24 protein-coding genes are annotated in these 19119 nt (G+C 68.7%); 13 read left to right on the forward strand and 11 right to left on the reverse strand.

What is annotated here, in order from left to right:
• Window positions 1-81 precede the first annotated feature (81 nt).
• The 6 genes from ACFVHY_RS23095 (at window position 82) to ACFVHY_RS23120 (ending at window position 6836) form a co-directional block, all read left to right on the forward strand.
• Entirely contained in the window at window positions 82-1614 is a 1533-nt protein-coding gene (locus ACFVHY_RS23095; protein ID WP_390275697.1) for an SCO6880 family protein, read from the forward strand.
• 4 nt (window positions 1615-1618) lie between these two features.
• Entirely contained in the window at window positions 1619-3274 is a 1656-nt protein-coding gene (locus tag ACFVHY_RS23100) for a hypothetical protein (protein WP_390275699.1), read from the forward strand.
• A 2-nt stretch (window positions 3275-3276) separates the two neighbouring features.
• Window positions 3277-3972, forward strand: a complete 696-nt coding sequence (locus ACFVHY_RS23105; RefSeq protein WP_390275701.1) for a hypothetical protein — start codon at window positions 3277-3279, stop codon at window positions 3970-3972.
• The gene (locus ACFVHY_RS23110; RefSeq protein WP_390275702.1) at window positions 3969-5747 is read left to right on the forward strand and encodes a type IV secretory system conjugative DNA transfer family protein; all 1779 of its coding nucleotides are present in this window, start codon (window positions 3969-3971) and stop codon (window positions 5745-5747) included. The genes ACFVHY_RS23105 and ACFVHY_RS23110 overlap by 4 nt, the downstream gene beginning before the upstream one ends.
• Complete coding sequence (locus ACFVHY_RS23115) at window positions 5744-6349, forward strand: DUF4913 domain-containing protein (protein ID WP_390275704.1); 606 nt, start codon at window positions 5744-5746, stop codon at window positions 6347-6349. The genes ACFVHY_RS23110 and ACFVHY_RS23115 overlap by 4 nt, the downstream gene beginning before the upstream one ends.
• Window positions 6350-6536: 187 nt before the next feature.
• A complete protein-coding gene (locus ACFVHY_RS23120) occupies window positions 6537-6836 on the forward strand; it encodes a hypothetical protein (protein WP_390275706.1) in 300 nt (99 codons plus the stop codon).
• 121 nt (window positions 6837-6957) lie between these two features.
• On the opposite strand, the gene ACFVHY_RS23125 is transcribed toward ACFVHY_RS23120, so the two are convergent.
• The 4 genes from ACFVHY_RS23125 to ACFVHY_RS23140 are packed head-to-tail and all read right to left on the reverse strand — an operon-like array spanning window position 6958 to window position 11220.
• The gene (locus ACFVHY_RS23125) at window positions 6958-7731 is read right to left on the reverse strand and encodes a CPBP family intramembrane glutamic endopeptidase (protein ID WP_390275707.1); all 774 of its coding nucleotides are present in this window, start codon (window positions 7729-7731) and stop codon (window positions 6958-6960) included.
• Entirely contained in the window at window positions 7728-9146 is a 1419-nt protein-coding gene (locus ACFVHY_RS23130) for a hypothetical protein (RefSeq protein WP_390275708.1), read from the reverse strand. The genes ACFVHY_RS23125 and ACFVHY_RS23130 overlap by 4 nt, the downstream gene beginning before the upstream one ends.
• Entirely contained in the window at window positions 9143-10768 is a 1626-nt protein-coding gene (locus ACFVHY_RS23135) for a relaxase/mobilization nuclease domain-containing protein (protein WP_390275709.1), read from the reverse strand. The genes ACFVHY_RS23130 and ACFVHY_RS23135 overlap by 4 nt, the downstream gene beginning before the upstream one ends.
• Window positions 10765-11220: a hypothetical protein gene (locus ACFVHY_RS23140; protein WP_390275710.1), complete on the reverse strand. Its 456-nt coding sequence runs from the start codon at window positions 11218-11220 to the stop codon at window positions 10765-10767. Before ACFVHY_RS23140 ends, ACFVHY_RS23135 begins: the two co-directional genes overlap by 4 nt.
• 356 nt (window positions 11221-11576) lie before the next feature.
• Here ACFVHY_RS23140 and ACFVHY_RS23145 point away from each other — a divergent pair, with 356 nt between their 5' ends.
• The 7 genes from ACFVHY_RS23145 to ACFVHY_RS23175 all read left to right on the forward strand — a co-directional run bounded on the left by ACFVHY_RS23145 (window position 11577) and on the right by ACFVHY_RS23175 (window position 16071).
• On the forward strand, window positions 11577-12047 hold the full coding sequence (locus ACFVHY_RS23145; RefSeq protein WP_390275711.1) for a hypothetical protein: 471 nt from the start codon (window positions 11577-11579) through the stop codon (window positions 12045-12047).
• A 78-nt stretch (window positions 12048-12125) separates the two neighbouring features.
• Entirely contained in the window at window positions 12126-12782 is a 657-nt protein-coding gene (locus tag ACFVHY_RS23150) for a hypothetical protein (protein ID WP_390275713.1), read from the forward strand.
• Complete coding sequence (locus tag ACFVHY_RS23155; RefSeq protein WP_390275714.1) at window positions 12779-13207, forward strand: hypothetical protein; 429 nt, start codon at window positions 12779-12781, stop codon at window positions 13205-13207. Before ACFVHY_RS23150 ends, ACFVHY_RS23155 begins: the two co-directional genes overlap by 4 nt.
• Complete coding sequence (locus ACFVHY_RS23160) at window positions 13194-14027, forward strand: hypothetical protein (RefSeq protein ID WP_390275716.1); 834 nt, start codon at window positions 13194-13196, stop codon at window positions 14025-14027. Before ACFVHY_RS23155 ends, ACFVHY_RS23160 begins: the two co-directional genes overlap by 14 nt.
• 65 nt (window positions 14028-14092) lie before the next feature.
• Window positions 14093-15379 carry a hypothetical protein gene (locus tag ACFVHY_RS23165; RefSeq protein WP_390275718.1) on the forward strand — a complete coding sequence of 429 codons (1287 nt, stop codon included), beginning with the start codon at window positions 14093-14095 and terminating at the stop codon, window positions 15377-15379.
• A 156-nt stretch (window positions 15380-15535) separates the two neighbouring features.
• Entirely contained in the window at window positions 15536-15826 is a 291-nt protein-coding gene (locus tag ACFVHY_RS23170; protein WP_390275719.1) for a hypothetical protein, read from the forward strand.
• A 38-nt stretch (window positions 15827-15864) separates the two neighbouring features.
• A complete protein-coding gene (locus ACFVHY_RS23175; protein ID WP_390275720.1) occupies window positions 15865-16071 on the forward strand; it encodes a hypothetical protein in 207 nt (68 codons plus the stop codon).
• Window positions 16072-16229: 158 nt separating this feature from the next.
• Here ACFVHY_RS23175 and ACFVHY_RS23180 read toward each other — a convergent pair whose 3' ends face one another.
• The 7 genes from ACFVHY_RS23180 to ACFVHY_RS23210 all read right to left on the reverse strand — a co-directional run bounded on the left by ACFVHY_RS23180 (window position 16230) and on the right by ACFVHY_RS23210 (window position 18998).
• Window positions 16230-16427, reverse strand: coding sequence for a hypothetical protein (locus ACFVHY_RS23180; protein ID WP_390275721.1), 198 nt, complete (start codon window positions 16425-16427; stop codon window positions 16230-16232).
• A complete protein-coding gene (locus ACFVHY_RS23185) occupies window positions 16424-16774 on the reverse strand; it encodes a hypothetical protein (RefSeq protein ID WP_390275722.1) in 351 nt (116 codons plus the stop codon). The genes ACFVHY_RS23180 and ACFVHY_RS23185 overlap by 4 nt, the downstream gene beginning before the upstream one ends.
• Before the next feature lie 29 nt (window positions 16775-16803).
• Window positions 16804-17490, reverse strand: coding sequence for a hypothetical protein (locus ACFVHY_RS23190; RefSeq protein ID WP_390275724.1), 687 nt, complete (start codon window positions 17488-17490; stop codon window positions 16804-16806).
• 29 nt (window positions 17491-17519) lie between these two features.
• On the reverse strand, window positions 17520-17687 hold the full coding sequence (locus ACFVHY_RS23195) for a hypothetical protein (RefSeq protein ID WP_390275725.1): 168 nt from the start codon (window positions 17685-17687) through the stop codon (window positions 17520-17522).
• Window positions 17688-17689: 2 nt separating this feature from the next.
• Window positions 17690-17905, reverse strand: coding sequence for a hypothetical protein (locus tag ACFVHY_RS23200; protein ID WP_390275726.1), 216 nt, complete (start codon window positions 17903-17905; stop codon window positions 17690-17692).
• Window positions 17906-17927: 22 nt separating this feature from the next.
• Window positions 17928-18173 (reverse strand): glutaredoxin-like protein NrdH, encoded by a 246-nt coding sequence (gene nrdH, locus ACFVHY_RS23205; RefSeq protein ID WP_390275727.1) that lies wholly within the window; start codon window positions 18171-18173, stop codon window positions 17928-17930.
• 675 nt (window positions 18174-18848) lie between these two features.
• On the reverse strand, window positions 18849-18998 hold the full coding sequence (locus ACFVHY_RS23210; protein ID WP_390275728.1) for a hypothetical protein: 150 nt from the start codon (window positions 18996-18998) through the stop codon (window positions 18849-18851).
• Window positions 18999-19119 lie beyond the last annotated feature (121 nt).

Raw genomic sequence — 19119 nt, forward strand, 5'->3', positions numbered from 1 at the left:
ACAGATGATCGCCCCCGAACCGCACACCACCACCGCGCCGGCCTCGGCCGCGCCCCGGCCGTTTTGGTGGGAGGGCCACCGATGACCACGACAGAACCGGCCTACCGGTCCGGACGTCGATCGCGCAGCGGGTTGGCGGTCGGGCGGTTGGAGAACCGCCACAGCATCATCCTGGCCGTCACCGTCACCCTGGTCACGTTGTCGCTGTTCTTGGGCAACGTGATGCTCACCGGTGTGCTCGCCTCGATCGCGGTTCCGGTGCTGGCACTCGGCGTGCTGCCGTTCGGAGCCGCAGGCAAAACCGTCGTGGAACGCCTCGCCGAACGGATGCGGTTCGCCACGGCGGGCACCACCTCGGCGTGGGCCGACGACGTGCTCAGCGAGATCCCGCGCGGGGACAACCTGCCCGGGGTCCTGGCCCCGCTGATGCCGATTGAGGTCGAGGACGGCCGCGGCGGGCACCAATGCCTGGTGTGGAACCGCCAGACCGGGATCGTGTCGGCACCGATGTTCGTCTCACCGGTGGGATTGACCCTCGCCGACGACGGCGACGCACTGACGTGGGTAACCAACTTCGGCGGCATGCTTGCCGACCTGGGGCACATGCCGACCGTCTCCTCGATCACGTTCACCTGTGAATCTGCGCCCACCGGCGGGATGAATCAGCGTTCCTACACCCGCAACCGCATCGAGCGGGCACGTGAACGGGCCAGGGAGAACGCCCGTATCAGCGGCACGACCCCGGTCGAACCACCGGATGTGTGCGTGCGGGTGCTCGACGGGCTGGTGTCACAAAGCCGCGCCCAGACCGCCGACGTGACGTGTCTGGTCACCATCAACTTCGACCTGACCAAAGCGCAACCCGCCCCCAAGGATCTCAGCCAAGGCGCGGCCGAGGTGGTGAACATGTTGCCGCGGTTCGAATCTGCGCTGGCCGCATCGGGGATGACAGTGACCCATCGAGCGACCAAAGGCCAGCTGATCCGCTATATCCGTACAGCCTTCGATCCCGCGCTGCGCAACACCGACCTCGACGAGGCCGCCGAGGAACAGCAGTGGCGAGGCGCAGCACCCTTGCGGACAGAAGCCAGCGTGGATACCTACGCCCACGACTCGGGCTACTCGGTGTCGTGGGTCTACAGCGAATCACTGGGCGGACTGCGGCGCTTCCGCGGCATGTTGCCGCTGGTCTCACCGGGCCGCTACCACCGCCGGTTCTCGATGGTCTACCGCCCGTACTCGGCAGTCGAGGCCTCCCGGCAGGTCGAAAAGGAAGTCAGCGCTGGGGTGTTCCGCCGTATCTGGGCTCAGAAGACCAAGAAGGACGAGACCCAACGCGAGCACGACGACCGGGCCGCGGCCCGGCGCATGGCGCAGCAAGAATCGCTCGGCGCAGGGCTGGGACTGTTCACCTTTTACGTCACCACCACCGTGCGCAACGAAGACACCCTCTCCGAGGCGTGCGCGGATGTCGAACGCCGCCAGGGCGAATCGAAAACGAAGTGGCGCCGCGCGCGGCGGGCGATGGAAGCGACCTTCGCCGCGTCACTGGGCGTGGGCATCGAACCGACCAGCGCACTGTCACGGATGGCCAAAGATCGTTGGGGGGCTTAGGAACATGGGTAACCATTCAGTGCTCACGATCAGCGAACCCGATCGCGGCGTAGCCAGCGACGACGAGGCGGTGTTCAGTACCGCCGAGCGCGCCACGATGGGTCACCGCATCTTGCAGAAGATGGGCTTCGGGGCCACCCCGGCAGAGCCGGCCGACAGCGACGACGAAGCGGTCTCGATCGACAACGTGCCCATGCACATGCCCTTCGACATGCTCAACGCCGCGCTCGGAGCACCCCCGCCGGCCAAAGGGCGCAGGCGGCCGTTCGGCGGGTGGTCGCCCAATGTGGAAGCGGGCACCCTGTATCAGTCCACGACCGCCGAGCTGCCCGGCTTCTACCCGTTCCCCGCCCCGGCCGGCGCGCGGGTGCGCGGCGTGCCCTTCGGTAACCACCTGCATACCGCCGAGCCGATCGGACTCGACCCGGCTCAGTGGCTCAAAGACGGCCTGGTCACCAACACCGGTATCTGGATGCAGGGCCAGCCCGGGGTGGGCAAATCGACCGGCCTCAAACGACTCGGGATGGGCCTCGTCGGATTCGGGTTCATGATGATCGTCCCGGGTGACCTCAAAGACGAGTACACCCGCATGGTTCGAGCGATGGGCGGAGAGGTGGTCCGACTGGGCCGCGGCTATGAATCGCTCAACCCGCTCGACCGAGGGCCGCTGGTCGCGGTCATCGCGGCCGCGACCGGCGGTGAGAAGCAGCAGCTGATGGCCCTAGCCAACTCGCGCCGCCTGGCACTGTTGGAGTCGTTGATCACCATTGTCGGTGAGGGCAAGCAGCTGACGGCGACCGAACGCCTGCTCCTGGGGGCGGCGGTGGCCATCGCCGATGACGCCGCCGGCGACGATGAACCGATCATCCCCGCAGTTCTCACAGCGATCGACCACGGCAGCGATCCGCTGCGCAAAATCATGGCGGTCCCATCACAGGCCGCCACGGGGGATGGCGATCTTGCGTATCAGCGCGAGGTCCGCGAGTTCCGCAACGCCGTGGCGCTGCTGTGTAGCGATGACGGGCCGATCCGCGGAATGTTCGACCGTCCATCAAGTTTCAGAGTCACCAAGGACATGCCGGCGCTGTCGTTGTCGTTGTCGGCGATCGAGGACGAGTCCGACGACGTGGTGGCCTCAGCGATGCTGTGCGCCTCGACATGGGCAACGTCGGTGGTGGAAGCGCAGCAGGCCAGTGGGCTGCGCCGCAACATCTATCAGCCGCGTGACGAGGTGTGGCGGGCACTGCGTGCGGCACCTGGGTTGGTGGAAAAGGAAGACCGTGCCACCCGACTCAACCGGCACCGCGGCATGGTGACCGCTCAGTCCACCCACTCGGTGACCGACCTCGACGCACTGCCGACCGTCGAGGACCGCGCGAAGGCGCGCGGCATGGCCGCCCGCAACGGTGTGAAGATCCTCGGCGGCCTCGACGACGCCGAGATGAAACGGCTGCACGAGATCACCCCGTTCACCAGCCGCGAACGTCGGCTCGTCACCCAGTGGTCGGCGCCGCCGACGTGGGTTCCTGGCCAACTGCACCCCGGCCGCGGCAAATACCTCATCAAATCTGGGGCGCGCATGGGCCTTCCGGTGCGCGTGGTGCTGCTCGAAGAAGAAATCAAGCTCTACGACACCGACAACGCCTGGGAAGGGGTTTAGCCATGTCTCCCTATGATGCGGTGCGCCGCACCGAATCCGCCGACACCGATGGCGCTACCCAGATCGTGGTGTGCCGCAGCCGGGCAAGCGTGCACGCCGTACTCGGCGCCCACTCACCCGGACAGGTGGCGGTCCTGTCCGCGCGCAGCGACATCTCCGCACCGCGCACCTGGTGGCCACTGATCGAACAATGCTGGGACGAACGCCTCGCCGCGGTAGCCGCCGACCACCTGACCCGCGACCTGCCACCCAACCTGCGCCTGGTCACCCCCGAGGCCACCACTCTGCTCGCCGGGGCGCTGCATGCGGCAAGCCTGGTGAACTGGCCGATCGTCACCCTCACTCACCTCCTCGACGCCGGGGCGGTGCCCACGATCGTGGAGCTGCTGGCCGGGGCAGGGGAGAACGACTTCGCCCTCGACGTCGCCAGTGTCGCCGGACCCACCGCCCCCGAAGCCGAACTCGTCGCCCAGGCCGCCGCGCTGGCTGCCCGCCACCTCGAGTACGCCCGCCACCTGATCACCGGCCCACCGGGGCACACCCCCCGTGTCCGAGTGCCGGCGCTGGCCGGGCATCAGGCGCCCACAGTGTGCGTCCACGACGACCAGTCACCGATCGCCGGGCTGATCATCGCGCGATTGCGGCATGTGGCACTGAGCGACCCGACCCTGACCTACGCCGAAGAGGACGCGGCATGAGCACCGGGAAGGCCGCCAACGGAAGCACCGAAACACAGTTGCGTATCGCCGGGGTGGTGGTGGTCCTGATCGTGGCGGCCTGCCTGGCGATGGCGGTGGCCTCGACACTCGGCATCCCGCGATGGGTCGTGATCGCCGTCTCCCTCGGCATCGCCGCAGTGGTGGCCACTGCGCTCGTGGCCACGCGACGATGGTGGGGCCAGAGCGCGGCGATGCGCGCCCTACGCGACACCTCGCACCTGGGCGACGTGACCGGCAAAGGCGCGTTGGCCAAGGGCGCAGAACTACGCGGCATCGACACCACCGGTGACGTTGGCCGAACCACACTCGCCACGATGGACGTGCGCGACGTGGCCATGTGCATCGGCCGCGTCGGTAAGGATCTGATCTTCAAAACGCTCGAAGACTTCACCCTCATCATCATGGGTCCACGCTCGAACAAGACCAGCTCCCAAGCTATCCCGCGCATTCTGTCCGCACTCGGCTCAGTCGTGGCGACCTCGAACAAACCCGACGTGTGGATCCTGACCGCCCACCTGCGCGGGCTGCTCGGCCCGGTCTACACCTACGACCCCGCCCAGATCGCGTTCGTCGAACAGACGTGGTGGTGGAACATCCTCGGCGATGTCCGCAAGTACTCCGACGCCCGCCGCATCGCGACCCACTTCATGGCCGCGACCGGCAAGAACAACAGCGAATCGGGCAACTCCGGATTCTTCAACTCCTCCTCAAAGCAGTTGCTAGCGCGCATGATTCTCGCGGCCGCGGTGTCAGGGAACACCATGCGAGAGGTCATCACCTGGGTCGACACCCAATCGCCCGAACCTGCGGCTCTGCTCCGCAAGCACGGGCACGAGCGCATCGGGCTGAGCTTGGAAAGCCAATTGGAGCTGGTACCGGAAACCTTGTCCGGTGTCGTCGGCGGGGCCTCGGCCGCGTTGGAGTGCCTGCAAGACGAAGACGCCTTGCGCTGGATCACCCCTCCCGACAGCTGGGACGACCCACCGGCCGAGCCGATCGAGGAACTAGACCTGTGGACGTTGTTCACCGCCCGCCCCGGTCACAGCCCCACCCTGTACCTGATGACCCGCGACGACCAGGACAACGCCGATCCGGTCACCGCAGCAATCGTCGACCAGGTGTTCAAACTGTCCAACCTCGCCGCGTCCGCCCACGGCGGACGCCTCGACCCGCCGCTGACCATGGTCCTCGACGAAGCCGCCAACATCTGCCGGATCGAAAACCTACCGGCGCTGGCGTCATTCGCCGGCAGCCAAGCCGTCATCGTCGACGTCATACTGCAGTCCTACCAGCAGGGCATGGGCGTGTGGGGCCGGGAGAAGATGGGCGCGATGTGGGGAGCCTCGACGTGCCGCATCATCGGCGCCGGCCTGCAAGACCGTGACGACGCCCGGATGGTCTCAGACCTCATCGGCACCCACGAAGTGTGGAAAGACAGCTACACCTACAGCTCTGGGTCCCGCAGCCGGTCTCGCAGCCTCGTCCGCGAGCCGATCATGCCGCTGGAAGAGGTTGCCGCCCTTGACCGCAACAACGCGCTACTGATCCGGCAAGGGTCGCGGCCGATCCTCATGGACTTGATGCCGTGGTATCGCGAAGACGCCGAGGCCGCCGACATCAAGACCTACGCGAAAACCGCGACGGCACAGGTGCGGCGCAGTGCGGTGGCAGCGCTGGAAGACAACGCTCTCGGCCGCCACCTCCGCGACCTCGACGAGCCTGCTCCGGCCGCCGCGCACACGACGAGGGCGTGAGCGGCGTGGACCTGGCCAGCGAGGTCGAAGCTCTCCGACAACGCCTGGACGCGCTCACCGACAATGTCACCCGGCACGGCGACGCGCTCACCGCACTCGAAGACGGGTGGAGCTCCACCGCAGCCGACACCCTGGCCACCGTCAGCGCGGCGACCGACACCACCGCCGAGGGCGGTGACAGTGCCAGTGAGGACACCGAGCCGCAGGGAGCCGAGCCCGACATGGCGGTACTGCGGGAATGGGTGCGCGACAACGTCAGCGCGTGGTGCGAGCGGCGGGTGAAAACCAAGCCTGCCGGACCTGGCGTCCGATGGTGCGCGCGATGGGATCTCCACCCCGAAGCCATCACCCGGCTCTGGGGGCTGCGCGCCCTCCAACTGGAAGCCGCCCAGGAAGGGCCTGGCGCCGTCCTGATCTATTTGCGAGAGCATTTCGACCACCACCTGGCCATCCTCACCAGCGAAGAGGGGCCGTTTCACCGCTGCATTCCCAAGCACGTCCCCTTTCACGACCCCGACCATCACGGCTACCTACCGACCGGAACAGCCGCCGTGCAGACCCCGCCGTCGACGGTCCTTAACCTCCCAACCCCGACCCCCTAAACCCGTTGCCCCTCAGGACACTCCCAACGCACCACCTGGGGAGCAACGACCGTGGTGGCCGGGGCCCCGACCTCCCCAGCTCGGGGTCCCGGCCACCGCACTCCTTGCGTTGCCCATTCCGTAGCCACGCTGCGGCGACCTTGTGGTTCTGACAAGAGGAGCCACAGTGTGAAGAGAGGAACACATCATGACCATGTCTCCACGAGAGCGGGTGCGCCGCACTGTCGCTGGCGTCCTGATTGCGGGTGCGGTCTCAGCCGGTGCAGGGATCGCCACGGCGGGGCCGGCGGCGGCCGCGGTGACTCCGATCGGCGTTGTCGACGGACATCGCGCGTTCGCGGTCGGCCCGCACGGCAGCGCCGCGCAATGCGCGCCCACCGCCAACCGGCTCACCAGCTTCGGCGCCAAGAAGTTCGGGCCACGGTTCGGAACCTGCTACCGCAGCGGTAGCGGCCAATGGTGGGCCATCAGTCCCTGGTCCGCGTAACGCCCAGAACCGCGTGCGTCGCTCCACGAAGACAGACGCAGAGAAACAACGAGGGGTGGGTCGGCATTGTCCGACCCACCCCTCACTCGTCTCTGCCTGTTCACCCCAGCTTGGGGAGCGCTCAGATGGGGCTGCCGAGCACTGCCCAGGTGTTGTAGGTGGTGTGGGCAATGACAGCGGTCCACACGGTGCGGGTGAGGACCGTGACACCCACGAAGACAAGTCCCATGACGAAGGCGGGCGCCACGTTCCACATCCCGTAGTCGCTGTGGGACAGGGCAAACACTGTTGTCCATCCAACCGATCCGACTGCCCACAGCATCCACGCGAAGCGACTGTGCGCGAGAACGCTCGCGCGCAGCAGTAGGTAGGCAGCCAGGACGGGGGAGCGGAACACGAGTTCTTCGGACAGGCCGTTCTCGACCAGTTGCACCAACCACACATAGGGCGTCGAGTGACCGGCATAGATGTCGTAGCGATCGTCGATGAGGTCCTCTGCCCGCGGGAACAGCGACGCCATGAGTCGGGCGGTGACCCACGCCAGCACGGCGGCGGCCACACCACCGACGACTACGACAGTGGCGCCGATCAGGCGTCCTCGGGACCACACCGAGCTCTTGTCGCGCGCCACCGGGCCGACCCCGATCAGCGACAGGTTGTCGCGGGTTTGAGACAGCACCGTGCGCCCATCAATGATGAACGCGACGCCCACCAGTGCAAACAGTACGACCATCGCGCCGAGCAGACCGTACGACATCGACTCCTGCACCGATGCTTTCAAGCCGAGGCCGGCGAAGATCGCGGCGGGCGATACCCACACCCAGCGCGCGAGGACACCGAACCCGCCGAGTGCGGGCCGGTGATCGTCGGGTGCGGCGGTCACCGCATCGGTCACTGAGTTCGACCGCGCGTGCGGGTCTGTGTGTGGGTGCGCGCAGCCGAGGCAGCGCGGGGTGTGCTGGCGCGGCCGCGTGACCGGTTCGTCGCCGCGGGTCCGGCGCCGCGGGTCAAAGGCGCTGTGGCCGCTTTCTGGCTGGCGGCTTGTTCGGCGCGGTCGCCCTCGGCGTCGGCGGCCAGGTCGCGTTCGTCGGCCGCGATGGCTTCGTGCGTGTCTGCATCACCACGTTCAACGGCGGGATCAACCTGCTCGTCGGCAATCGGGCCGCCCACCACTGCAAGCTCCGCGTCGGTGACTCGCTGCGCCGCGTGTGCCACTGCTTCCTCTTCGCGCACCGCTGTGTCGTCATGGGTTTCGGCGAGATCGGTGTAAGTGGCCGCGCGGGCGGAGTGGTCGTGCCAGCGGTCCTCGGGGTCGGACGCCGCCGGGGTGAGGATGCCCGGGTACTTCTCGGCCAGCGCCCGATCGAACTCGGTGTCGATCTGCCCGACGAGACGGCTGGCGCGTGCCCGATCGGTGGGCGTGTCCTCGGCGGTGGCCAGCCACTCGGTGGCGGCTTCGCGGCGGGCCTGGTCCTCGTCGGTGGGGCCGGTGTGGCCCTGGGCGGCCTTGCGTAGCTGCCAGGCGACTAGACCCGCCGGGCTACGCACCTTGTGATCGAACGTGAGGCCTGCGGCTGCGTCGGCGAGTAGTGCGGGGTCGACGCCCTCGCGCACCAGATCACGGAACTGACGTTCCGCGGTGGCCCATCGGGCGTCGTCGAACACTCTCTGCGGGACACGGTCTCCGAGGCGTTCGCGAAGAGTGGGCGCGGTCAGTTCGTCGATGCTGATGGCCGCGCGGTCCTCCTCAGGCTGCTGTCGGCCCGAGTCATCGCCGGCCGCGGCTGCGGGCACGTCCGCCGCGGGCACGTCCTCGGTGCGATCGGCGGCGATGTCGCGGGCGGTCTGGCGTAGGTCCGAGAGTGCATCGTGGCTCGGGTTGGCGGCCAGCCACTCCCGGATGTGCGCCGCGGTGGCAGGGCTGCCCGCGGCCACGGTGACTGTGCGGTCACCGAGGGTGGCTTGCACAACCTCGGTGCCGTCAGCGAGACCGGCGTAGGCCATCACCATCCCCGATCCGCCGACGCGGTCGATGCCCACGTTGCCCTCGGCCACCCGCTGGTTCCACTCCTGGGCTTGGGTGGGCGTCAGCTCGTCGATCGCAGCGGCATCGGCGGCGAGGTGGATGCGGGCGGCTTCGTCGGCGTCGTTCCAGGCGGCCCGGCCGTGGCGTTCCCGAACGGTACGCAGCGCGCCGGCGGCTGTGCGCGCGAGCATCGCGTAGGTGAGCAGTTGTTCGCGGGGCAGCCCGAGGGAGGGAACGTCGCTCTGGCGGCCCAACTCATCGAACGTGGAGCGCTCTGTACTCATAGCCGTGGTCCCTTCTTCGGTGACTGATCGCCGGCCGACGGCAGACGGCGGGGCCGCGGCGGCTCGGGGTGGCCACGCTCGGTGCGTGGCCGCACCGCAGTGGTGGTGCGTTGCGGTGTGGGTCGGGGTGCGGCGGCCGCGGGAGCGGCGGGCCGTGACACGGGGGTCAGTCGCGCGCCGGTGGTGCGCGCTGCGGTCGCGGCGTGGAGCTCGCCGCGCTGCTGATGCCAGGCGGCGACCTCGACCATCAGCTGTGCCAATGCGACTGCGAGTTCGGCGCTGGCCGCGCTCGCTGAGCCCTTCTCGGTGACGATCCGCAACGCCAGCAGATCCCGTGCGGCGGCGTTGAGCGCGTCGGCGGCCGGGCTCACTGGCGCCGCCGAGGCGGGGGAGTGCCCGGCGGTACGCGCGGCGGTGGCGCTGCGGTGCGACGACCACACTGCCTGCGTGCGTGGGGCGTTCGCCGGGGGTGCGGTGCCGTCGGTGACACGGGAGTACGCGGTGATCATGCGGTGCGCGGCCACAGCGATGTCGCGGCCATGGGCCGGGTTGTCGGCGTGGGCGAGCGCGCTGTGCGCGCGCTGCACTGCCGCGCGGGCGCGGTCGAACGCGCCGGCGGTCAAGTCGATCGTGACCTTCGCGGGCCGCTCGGCGACCGTCCCGCCGTGTCGCTGCCACTCGGCGGACAGCTTCGGCCACGACAAGTCGCGCGAGAGTTTGGAACCGCCGTAGAAGATCGGTGCTTCGGTCTCGGCGCTGACATCGCCGCGCAGTGCCACCGCGTACCCGTCGATCGCGCCGTCGCGGTTGTGGTGCAGATGCACCAGCAATCCGCGCTCGCGCAGCCCGGCCAGGAAGGCTTCACCGTCGCCGGCGACCGCTGCGGTGTCGGCGACGGCCTGGCGCAGCTGCCCGCGGATCGTCTCGGCCGGATCAGTGCGGGTTGCTGCGGGCATGCCCGAGTCGCGGCGGCGTTGGGTCTTCTCATGCTCGCCGCGGGTCGCCTCGCGGGCCGCGCTGCGGTCGTTCTGCGCTGTCGTCGTCAGGCCGAGGCGGTCTTCCCACTCCCGCATCACCGCCCGCACTGCGTGGTAGTCGTTACGCGGGTGCAGCCGACGGCCGGTGTCCTGGCGGACCAGGACTGCGGCGATGTGGATGTGATCGTTGCCGGCCTCCGACAGTCCGTGATGCACCGCCACCCACCGACACCCGCCGGGATCGTCGGCCGCGGCGATGCCGGTCCGGTCCATGACATCGCGGGCGATCTGCGCCCACGTCTCGTGTGACAGCGGGCCATGCGCGGCGACGTCCTCGGCGGAAATCGCGATCGAGGCGTGCCACACGTAGCCGTGCTTGGTGTAGAACGGTTCGCCCTCTGCGGGCTGCCGGGTGGGCAACCCGGCCGCGGCCGCCGGTGCCTGCACATGCTCGCGCAGCGCAGCCAGCCCGGCCGGGTCGAAATCGAAATCGCCGGCACCGATCTTGCCCGGCTGCAACGCGCCGGGGTCGTTGTGCCAGGCGGCGATGACTGTCGGGTTGGTGTGCTCATTGGCCCGACCCGGACCCATCAGATAGCTGATCAGATGCGGCGCGTCCCAGCCGCGACCAATCTTGTCGATCACCGCAACCTCCGCAGCAAACCCATCAGTTCGGTGTCGAGCTTGTCGTTGGTGCGGCGCACGTAGTCCAGTACCGCCGCCGACTCCGGGGCGAGTTCGCCGGTCGAGTTGGCGTGGCGCGCCACGTCGTTGAGGTTGCCGGCCACATTGCCCAGCAGCCGCCGCAAGTGACGCACATCGTCAAGGAGGTCCTGGGCCTCGGACACACTCAGACCGACCGGGGCGCTCGTCCCATCGCCGTCGACGGCGTGGTCTCCGGCGACGCCGCTGCGCGCCACTAACGACCGCGCATCTCGCACCGCGGCCGAGGCGACGTAGGCACCGAAGCGCAGCCCCATCATTCCCGCGGCCACCTCGATCACCGCGCGTTCTTCTCCGTCGAAGTAGACCTTGCGCGGCTGCCTGCGCCCACTGGGCACGTGCGGACGATGCCCCCGCGCAGCCGCTCCCGCCACCGCCCTCACCTCTCCCTCGTCCGGGCGTCGCCGCCCGACCGGACACCACCAGCGCCCGCCGCAACCGGACGCGACACCACCGAGTGTCGCCACAGCCCGCGGCCAGCGCAAGCCAAAACCGGCCGGTTTTGGAATATCTTGCTCCCGCGGATTTCGGTAGACAGACCCGCCCCGGATGGGCGGGGGTTCGGTCTCAAGCGCTGGGGACAACGGCGGGCAAGGCCGTGGGTCGCGAAGCCGACCCCGGCTCGCCGCACCGCCCCGGGTGCTTGATTTAGAACCATTAGATGCATTAGAAACAATGTAGCGGGTTGCAACCCGCTCCGAAACACCGAGCAGAGGGGAGTGGCCAGCAGATGGCTTCCAAGACAACTGCGGCGCAGGAGGCGTTGGACGCCTACCGCCGCGAACTTCTGTCCGACAGTGTCGAGACGCGCATCGCCGAACTGTCCGGGGCGGTGGCCACCTACGAAGCGACCTGCCGTGACCGCGACCGTCAGGCCAAGGCACTCACCGCCCGGTCGTGGTGGAGTGACGCAGCCTCGCTGCGCGACACCTTCGACCGGATGGAAGCTCTTGCGCGACAGCAGTGGGCCGACGAGGACGCGGTACTCGCCGCGTTCGAGGCAGCCAAGGCAGCCGGCGCGAAACCCTCGGTGCTCGCCAGCATCGGCCTGCGCCCCGACGCCGCCCTTTCCGCTGCCCGCGCTCGCGCCACGACCCCCGACACCGCGGCCGCCACAAGCGACACCCCGACGGCCCACACTGACACCGCGCCCGCCGAGTCGGCGCCGACCGGCGACGCACCTCTGGACCGCAGCGCATGAACCGCGCCAGGACCGGCGGCGTGCTCGCGGCCGGCGAGCGCGTGACCGTGCACCACTACGCACGTAACGGGGGGACCGATGACTAGCCCGCACGACCGCGACGGCCGGTTCTACGGCTACAACCAAGACCCCTACAACCGCGACCCGCACCGCGACCCCTACACCGGCGAACAGATCGACCCGACCCGGCCGCAGGGCAGCGACGACACCACCCGCCCGCACGAACCCACTCCCATCGCCCGGGCGCAACCGTTCCTCGACGACCGGCGCTCGACCCGCACACCGCGCTCACGCGACGCCGCGGCGACGGTGTACCGCTACATCGGTGGCGTCGCCGTCAGCGCCGCGATCGCCGGCCTCGGTACATGGTTGGTCACCACGGTGGCGGTCTGGGTTGTCGGCGCGGTCGGCGACTTCTACGTCCGCGACCCAGGCGCACCCACCGCCGACACGGTCGACGTCGGCGCAGCGGTGTGGCTGGCAGTTACCGCGACGCTCGTAGCCGGCGCACTCGCCTGGGTCATGACGCTCGTGCTGCCCATGCCCATGGTGTTCTTCCGCATCGCGGCAGTACTGGCGGGCCTGCTCGTCATCGCCCGCATCATCGTCAGCGACGCCCCCGCCGAGCAGTGCATTCCCGCCATTGCCGCGGTCGGGCTGGTGGGGCTCGTTGTGCTCGGTCTCGTTGGGAGGATGGGCGAGACCATCGCCCACGACCGCAAGGACCCGACATGAGCAACCAGCACCCCGAGCGCAGCGAGTGGACGAGGGAACGGCAGTCGTTCTCCTGTACCGACGAGATTTGGGCCGCAGCGAAACACGCGTGGGCCAACCAGCTCGACGATCACCCGGCGTGGACCGACTGGCTCGAAACTGCGATCTCCGAAGCCGTCGACACCACCCGGGCGCTGCACGGCGGGCAGCTGGCGAGCGCACCGGCCCGCATCCCACCGGGCCGCCGCGACGGCACAACCGCCGGACCACCCCGCCGCCGACGATCCTTCACCTGCCAACCCCACATCTGGGCGGGCGCCCGCGACGCGTGGTGGACCCAACGCCGCACGTACCCGCAACTGAGCGACTGGATGCAGGCCGCGGTCGCCACCAAAGCCGGACTCACTCACCCCATCACGGAAGGACCCCGCCATGAAACGCACTAAGACCGCGCCGCCACCGGCGCCCGAACCGTGGAACCCCGACCAGTGGCCCGACCCCGAGCCTGACCCACCCGTCGTCACCGATCCGATGCCGGCACCGGCAGCACACAGCGGACCCCAGGCCGACAGCAGTCACCTACCCGATGCGCACCTCGTCGAGGACGTCGACGACTTCGTGCCACCCCACTTCGGCACCGTCCCCGCGGCGACCGCGCCCGCGACTCGACCCGCTGCGGGACGCGACAGTGAGCGGCCCGCCACTCGTGGGTCGTCGCGCGCGCTGCGGCGTGGTGCGATCCTGCTGGGTACTGTCGCCGCCGCGGCCGCAGTGATCGGCGCTGGTCTCGTGCTGGTGCTACCCGGCACCGACCAGCCCGCGCCACGCGATCCCGTCCAGGCCCTGACATCGACGCCACAGCAGTCGACGACGGGCGCCGCGGACGCCGCCGATGGCGACTGTCCCTCGACGGTGCGCGGCAACGTCACAACCGGCCGCGACCGCGGCGACCAATCTTCCGGCGTCGGGGTGGTCAAGGCATTCGACTACGCCTACTACGTGCGTCGCGACGCCGTGGCCGCGCGCGCGTTGGGCACCCCCGCCGCACGGATGGGCAGCGCACAACAGATGCAGCCCTTCATCGACAAACGCATACCCGGAACCCGCCACTGTCTGTCGATCACCGACGAAGGCAAAGGCCTCTACACCGTCGAACTCACCGAGACCGCACCGGGAGGAGGTGCCCCGACCGTCTTCCGCAAGCGCGTGCAAACCACGACCACCGACGGAAAGAGCTGGATCGTCTCTATCGAGGCGATCACCTAACAACGAATCACCCTGGCCTGCCACACCGGCAACCACCAACCCAACGAAAGGACCGTGAGCCAGTCATGCCGTCTACTCACAGCCCCACCGCCCGACACCGCGCCAACCCCGAACACTCGCGCCACCACCACCTCACCGCAGCCGTGCTCGCGGCCGCGGTGACCGCAGGACTCAGCCTGTCCGCCGCGCCCGCGCTGGCCACCCCCGACCAAGGCGGAGTGACCCCGAGCCCGCCAAGCCAGGGCGGGGTCACCGACAGCCCCACCCCTGACGACCAAGGCGGAGTCACCACGCCCCCGCCCCCGCCGGCCACCCCGCCGGGCCGCGGGTTCATCCCGCCGCCACCGCAGGAAGCGCCGTACCAGCCCTACGTCGAACCGCAGACCTACAGCGAGCCGACCTACGAGCGGCCATACACCCCGGCCCCGCCGCGGGCCTACACCGCACCCCGCCCGACGCCGCCGGTGAAGCCGATCGCCCCGCCGCCGGAGATGTTGCGCGTGGGCAACCACATCCGTCCCGTCGAGGACGTCAAGAAGCAGTTCCCCGGTATCACCCAGGAGCAAATCAACTCGATCAATGCGTGGTCGGCCTACGGCGAAGCGAAGATCGCTCAGGGCCTCATCAGCGTGGGCATCCCCGAAGATGAGGCGTCGCGACAGGCCGCGGCAACGATCATCGGCGTGATGGGCGGCGGCACCGCCGGCGCACTCGCCCTCGGCGTTCCCGCCGCGGTCACCGGCGGTGTCGGTGGTGCGCTGATCGGTACCGGAGTCGGTGCGCTCATCGGCTGGGCGGTGCCCGCGCCCCTCCCTGGCGCGAACATCGGCCCAGGCGCACTCATCGGCGCTGCCGCGGGCGCGGCGATCGGCGCTGCCGCCCTGGGCATCCCGGCCGCAGTCGTCGGCGGTGTGGCCGGCGGGGCTGTCGGCGGCTTCCTCGCGCATGCCCTCGGCGCCGGGGACCCGGGCGCGAACCCGACTCAGCCGCGGCTACCCGGCCAGCCCGAAACTCGACCGCGCACCGCTCCGAAGCATGCACTGACCGGACCCAACCAGTTCGAGGTGCACTTGCCGGCGCCCGAAGCGGCACGCGCCGGTCTGCCAGCTGTGGACTATCAGGTCAACGTCCGCGGCGACGTGTCGGCGTCGGTGGACGTAGCCGGTCAGACGATCCGGGCGGGGTGGTCCGGCGAACAGGCTCAGGCCCCCTATGCGGTCCTGGGCGCAGCCGCACCGCAGGCGCACAAGGCAGTCCGTGAGGTCACCAAGGACGTCACCGACCAACTGAGTAAAGCCGTCCCCGGGCTGACCGTGAGTTGGCCCCACGCCCCCGCACCCGCCGGGCGGTAACCGATCCGGTGAGCGGGTGGGAGGCCGTCACGAGGGGTGCGGCCTCCCACCCACAACCCGGTACGTGTCGGTGAAATCTGGTACGCACAGATCAACCCACCCCAACCCAACCACCGCGCGGAACCCGTTCACAGCATGAGGAAGTAGGACCAACATATGGACACCGGCGTCATCGCGATCCTCTGTCTGCTGGGCGTGGGCGTCGTCATGGGACTGCTGGCCCTGCTCATCGGCTACCTCACCGACCCGCCCCGGCCGGCCGGCTGGGTAGCCAACCCCTACCCCGGCCGCTCGCCCTACTACGACCGTGGCCGCACCTGGACACCACTGGTCCTGCGCGCGCTCCTGGTCGGCGTCGCCACCACGTTCTGCCTCCTACCCGGGCTCATGCTCCTGGGCTTCGGCGCATCCGCGAACACCGCCGGCCGCCGCCGCAGCCGCAGCTGAGGGTTGCGAGTGACGCGAGAAACCCTACTGTCACCACCATGGCAACAGAACTCTTCGCCTGGCTCGGACTAGGCCCGACACAAGGACGGGTCGGCGTTGTCGCACTCGTCCTGATCGCGGTGTGGGTCGGATGTGAAGCGCTGCACCGCAACGCCGGCGTGAATGTGTCCACCCAGATCCGGACACTCACCGCCTACCTCGCCGGCGGCGGCGCGCTGCTGTTCCTGGGGCTCGTACTAATCTGACCCGCGCATCCGGCGGCGGGTGATCATCGCGAGGACTTCGGCGACTTCCTCGCCCTCGGTGAACTCACCGCGCGCCGAGCGGGTCAGGAACTCAATGTCGTCACGTTTCGGATCGATCCCCCGGGGTCCGGGAGATCGCGGCGCAGGCGATGCAGGGTTCAGAACAGGGCGATTTGGTCGCGGGCGGCGAGCTCGGCAGCCCGTTGGTGCGCTTGTGCCGCGGCGAGTTTGACGGTGGCTTCGGGCAGGGCGAGGTCCTGGGCGATGTCGGCCCAGCTGCGGCCGTGCTCTCGCATGTCGGCGGCGAGATCCTGGACTTCACGGTCGTGGGCGTCGGGGGCGTCTTCAGTAGTCACGGCGTGCCTTCTCCGTTGTCGAAGCCGAGGTCGCGAAGGTGTTGAACATCGGGGATGCGAGCCCGCGCAATGAGGAAGCACTGGGCCGCTCCCGCAACTAGCAACACAGCGCCGGCCACCCACGTCAACGTGCTTCCGTTGTTGAGGGCAACTGCGGTGGCACCGCATACGACTGTGATTGCGCCACAGGTTATCGCGACCCTTTGGAGTTGTCGTGCGCGGGCGACAGCCTCCGCGGCGTTCTCGTGGTGGCGGGGCCGGAAGTGGTCAACGCGCTGCCCCACGATCCCAGCGGCGAGGATTGAGACGGCCCCGACCGCGATGAGGATGGTGGCTGTCAATTCCATAGGCTGTTCTCTCCTTGTGAGCAGTGGCGTCAGATGCGGGCGAGGGTGTCGCGGATGGCCAGCCACCGGGTTTCGGCGGCCTGCTGGTGTGCGGTGAGGGCTGTCCAGTGGCCGGCGAGTTCGGCGGTGGGCCGCTCGTTGGTCACCTGGGTCATGCGGGCGAGCAGTGCGCGGTAGCCGCGGCGGTACCAACCGTCGATGAGGGCCGCGGCCAGGTGGGGCAGGTCGGCGCTGCCGGCGACGGGGCGGCCGTGCCGCGGGGAAGCGATCTCGAGCATGACGCTGCGCGTGCGGGTCGTCAGTCCTCGATCGGCAAACCGCGCATTGACCAGAACGGGTGTGGCGGGGCTACCTTCGTCGAGCAACGCAACGACGGTGTCGAAGACGTCTTGATGAACGGAGCGACAAAACAACGCAGTGCCGGGAGGAAGCGCAGTGGTGGGGGTGCCGGTGTCCCGGTCATCCCGGGTGCCGACCAGAGCGTTCACGACCGCGTTTGCCAGTGCCGGCGGCGCCCACAACAGGGCGGTGAGCATGTCCAGCTCCAGGGCGAACGTGTCATCGAGTTCGGAGAGGTCGTCACTGAGCGCACCGGTGAGGGTGAGGTCGTCTACGGGGGTGACGGTTTCCAGTTCGGGCAGCGGTTCGATCGCGGTGGCCGGCGGCTGCGGCGGGCCGGTGTGTGCGACCTCGGGTTTGTCGGCCATGACGATCACCTGCTGTCTCCTCGTGTTCGTGTCGGTGGTTAAGCGACGTCGCTGCGGACGCCGGTGAGGTCTTCGTACGCCCACTGTTCGCATTGGGCGGCCAGTTCAGCGAGCTCGTCGCCGTAGCGGGGATCACCCTCGGCGTAGGCCAGTTCAGACTTCGCCCAGTAGGTCACGGCGCGTTGTGCGTAGTCGATGGTTGCCATCGTCATCGTGTCCGGTGGGAGTAGTGGGCGTGGGTGAGTGCGTCGGTGAACGCATCCCATCCGCCGGTGTAGTTGCGGGAGATGAGGGCTCGGACCTCGGGGGCGGTGAGGTCGGCGCAGTCGGCGGGGAGTTGATCGGTGCAGTCAGCGATCCAGGCGCGGGCTTCGTCGTACAACTCGGCCTCGGTCACCTCGCTCGGGGTCGGGGTGGTTGTCATCGGTCTCGGTGTCCTTCCCGGGTCACGCGGCCGCGGAGGTCAGTGCCTTGACCCGATCGGGCCGGAATCCCGACCAGTGCTCACTGCCTGCAACCACGACGGGGGCTTGCAGGTAGCCCAGGCTCATCACGTAGTCGCGGGCGGCGGCGTCGATGCTGATGTCGACCACCTGGTAGTCCAGTCCCTGCTTGTCGAGGGCTTTGTAGGTGGCGTGGCACTGCACGCACGCGGGCTTGGTGTAGACGGTGATCGTGGTGTTCTCGCTCATGGTGTCGGTCCTTCTCTGGTGTCGTCGCGAGTGCTTGGATGTTGCGTCTAGTGTATCGCGTATTACGTTGGGGTGCAACTGTTTTCGCTGTTCACAGACTCTTTTCAGGGTGGCTGGTGGTGGTGCTTTTCCTGATATCTGCCGCCCATTCGCCCTGCCGGGGGGTGTCAATGGAGTGCAGGGAAGAAGTCGCCGCGAAATGAGCGTCGCCGAGCGTCAGCGAGGCAGAGCGCGTGGCGAGTTGTTGCCGAAGCAGAATTGACGCGGTCCGGTTGGGCGTCATGACAATTCGGCAGGCCAGGCAAAGCCCCGGAAGGCGAGCGAGGCGGAACAACGTACCCGGTGGCGAGAGTTGTTGGTGCGATGGATCTTTCGGCGGGCGCCGCCTATGACCCTGGGGGAGGGGAGACGGTGCGGAAGTCTGGGGGAGTCCTCGCGTCTCCCCTCCCAGGGAGCTTCATCTCGGTTGTGTGGCAACGTGAGAATGAATGCTCGGCCACGATAGCAAACCGCCGGTTCACAGGCGCTGTAGTCGGTGTACGGACGTGACTCGCGGATGCTTCGCTGCGGGAGTGCTGGCGTGCGGTGGGCGCGGAGCGCCCTGCGGTGCTTGGCGGTTCGATGCCTGAAGCACCGGACCTGCCCCGCCGTCGCGGGGTGGGTCCGGCTGCTTGGTCATGCCGTCGCCGCGCCCTCGGAACTCTCGGCAGCCTCGGCGGGGCGGTGGCCTTGGATTTCGGGGTAGGGCACGGTGTGGCGGATGAGGCGGCCGCCGAACGGTGCGGGCGTCTGCACGCTGACGGTCTTTTTGTTGGTGCGCAGCACGGGCGTCCAGCCGTGGTGGCGGATCTTGAATCACCCCTGGTTTGATGCCGCTTCCTTCTGAGTCAGGAAGGATGAGCTCATGCCTAAAAAGATCGATCCAGAGGTCCGTTCAAGGGCTCTG

The organism is Gordonia sp. NPDC127522 (assembly GCF_042672305.1).
Lineage (GTDB): Bacteria > Actinomycetota > Actinomycetes > Mycobacteriales > Mycobacteriaceae > Gordonia > Gordonia hongkongensis.

Coding starts and splice junctions, on each gene's coding strand:
- ACFVHY_RS23160 (WP_390275716.1), top strand. CDS start 13,194: ATGAAACGCACTAAGACCGCGCCGCCACCGGCGCCCGAACCGTGGAAC.
- ACFVHY_RS23145 (WP_390275711.1), top strand. CDS start 11,577: ATGGCTTCCAAGACAACTGCGGCGCAGGAGGCGTTGGACGCCTACCGC.
- ACFVHY_RS23195 (WP_390275725.1), bottom strand. CDS start 17,687: ATGGCAACCATCGACTACGCACAACGCGCCGTGACCTACTGGGCGAAG.
- ACFVHY_RS23170 (WP_390275719.1), top strand. CDS start 15,536: ATGGACACCGGCGTCATCGCGATCCTCTGTCTGCTGGGCGTGGGCGTC.
- ACFVHY_RS23105 (WP_390275701.1), top strand. CDS start 3,277: ATGTCTCCCTATGATGCGGTGCGCCGCACCGAATCCGCCGACACCGAT.
- ACFVHY_RS23185 (WP_390275722.1), bottom strand. CDS start 16,774: ATGGAATTGACAGCCACCATCCTCATCGCGGTCGGGGCCGTCTCAATC.
- ACFVHY_RS23200 (WP_390275726.1), bottom strand. CDS start 17,905: ATGACAACCACCCCGACCCCGAGCGAGGTGACCGAGGCCGAGTTGTAC.
- nrdH (WP_390275727.1), bottom strand. CDS start 18,173: ATGAGCGAGAACACCACGATCACCGTCTACACCAAGCCCGCGTGCGTG.
- ACFVHY_RS23130 (WP_390275708.1), bottom strand. CDS start 9,146: ATGAGTACAGAGCGCTCCACGTTCGATGAGTTGGGCCGCCAGAGCGAC.
- ACFVHY_RS23100 (WP_390275699.1), top strand. CDS start 1,619: ATGGGTAACCATTCAGTGCTCACGATCAGCGAACCCGATCGCGGCGTA.
- ACFVHY_RS23165 (WP_390275718.1), top strand. CDS start 14,093: ATGCCGTCTACTCACAGCCCCACCGCCCGACACCGCGCCAACCCCGAA.
- ACFVHY_RS23110 (WP_390275702.1), top strand. CDS start 3,969: ATGAGCACCGGGAAGGCCGCCAACGGAAGCACCGAAACACAGTTGCGT.
- ACFVHY_RS23155 (WP_390275714.1), top strand. CDS start 12,779: ATGAGCAACCAGCACCCCGAGCGCAGCGAGTGGACGAGGGAACGGCAG.
- ACFVHY_RS23150 (WP_390275713.1), top strand. CDS start 12,126: ATGACTAGCCCGCACGACCGCGACGGCCGGTTCTACGGCTACAACCAA.
- ACFVHY_RS23175 (WP_390275720.1), top strand. CDS start 15,865: ATGGCAACAGAACTCTTCGCCTGGCTCGGACTAGGCCCGACACAAGGA.
- ACFVHY_RS23095 (WP_390275697.1), top strand. CDS start 82: ATGACCACGACAGAACCGGCCTACCGGTCCGGACGTCGATCGCGCAGC.
- ACFVHY_RS23120 (WP_390275706.1), top strand. CDS start 6,537: ATGACCATGTCTCCACGAGAGCGGGTGCGCCGCACTGTCGCTGGCGTC.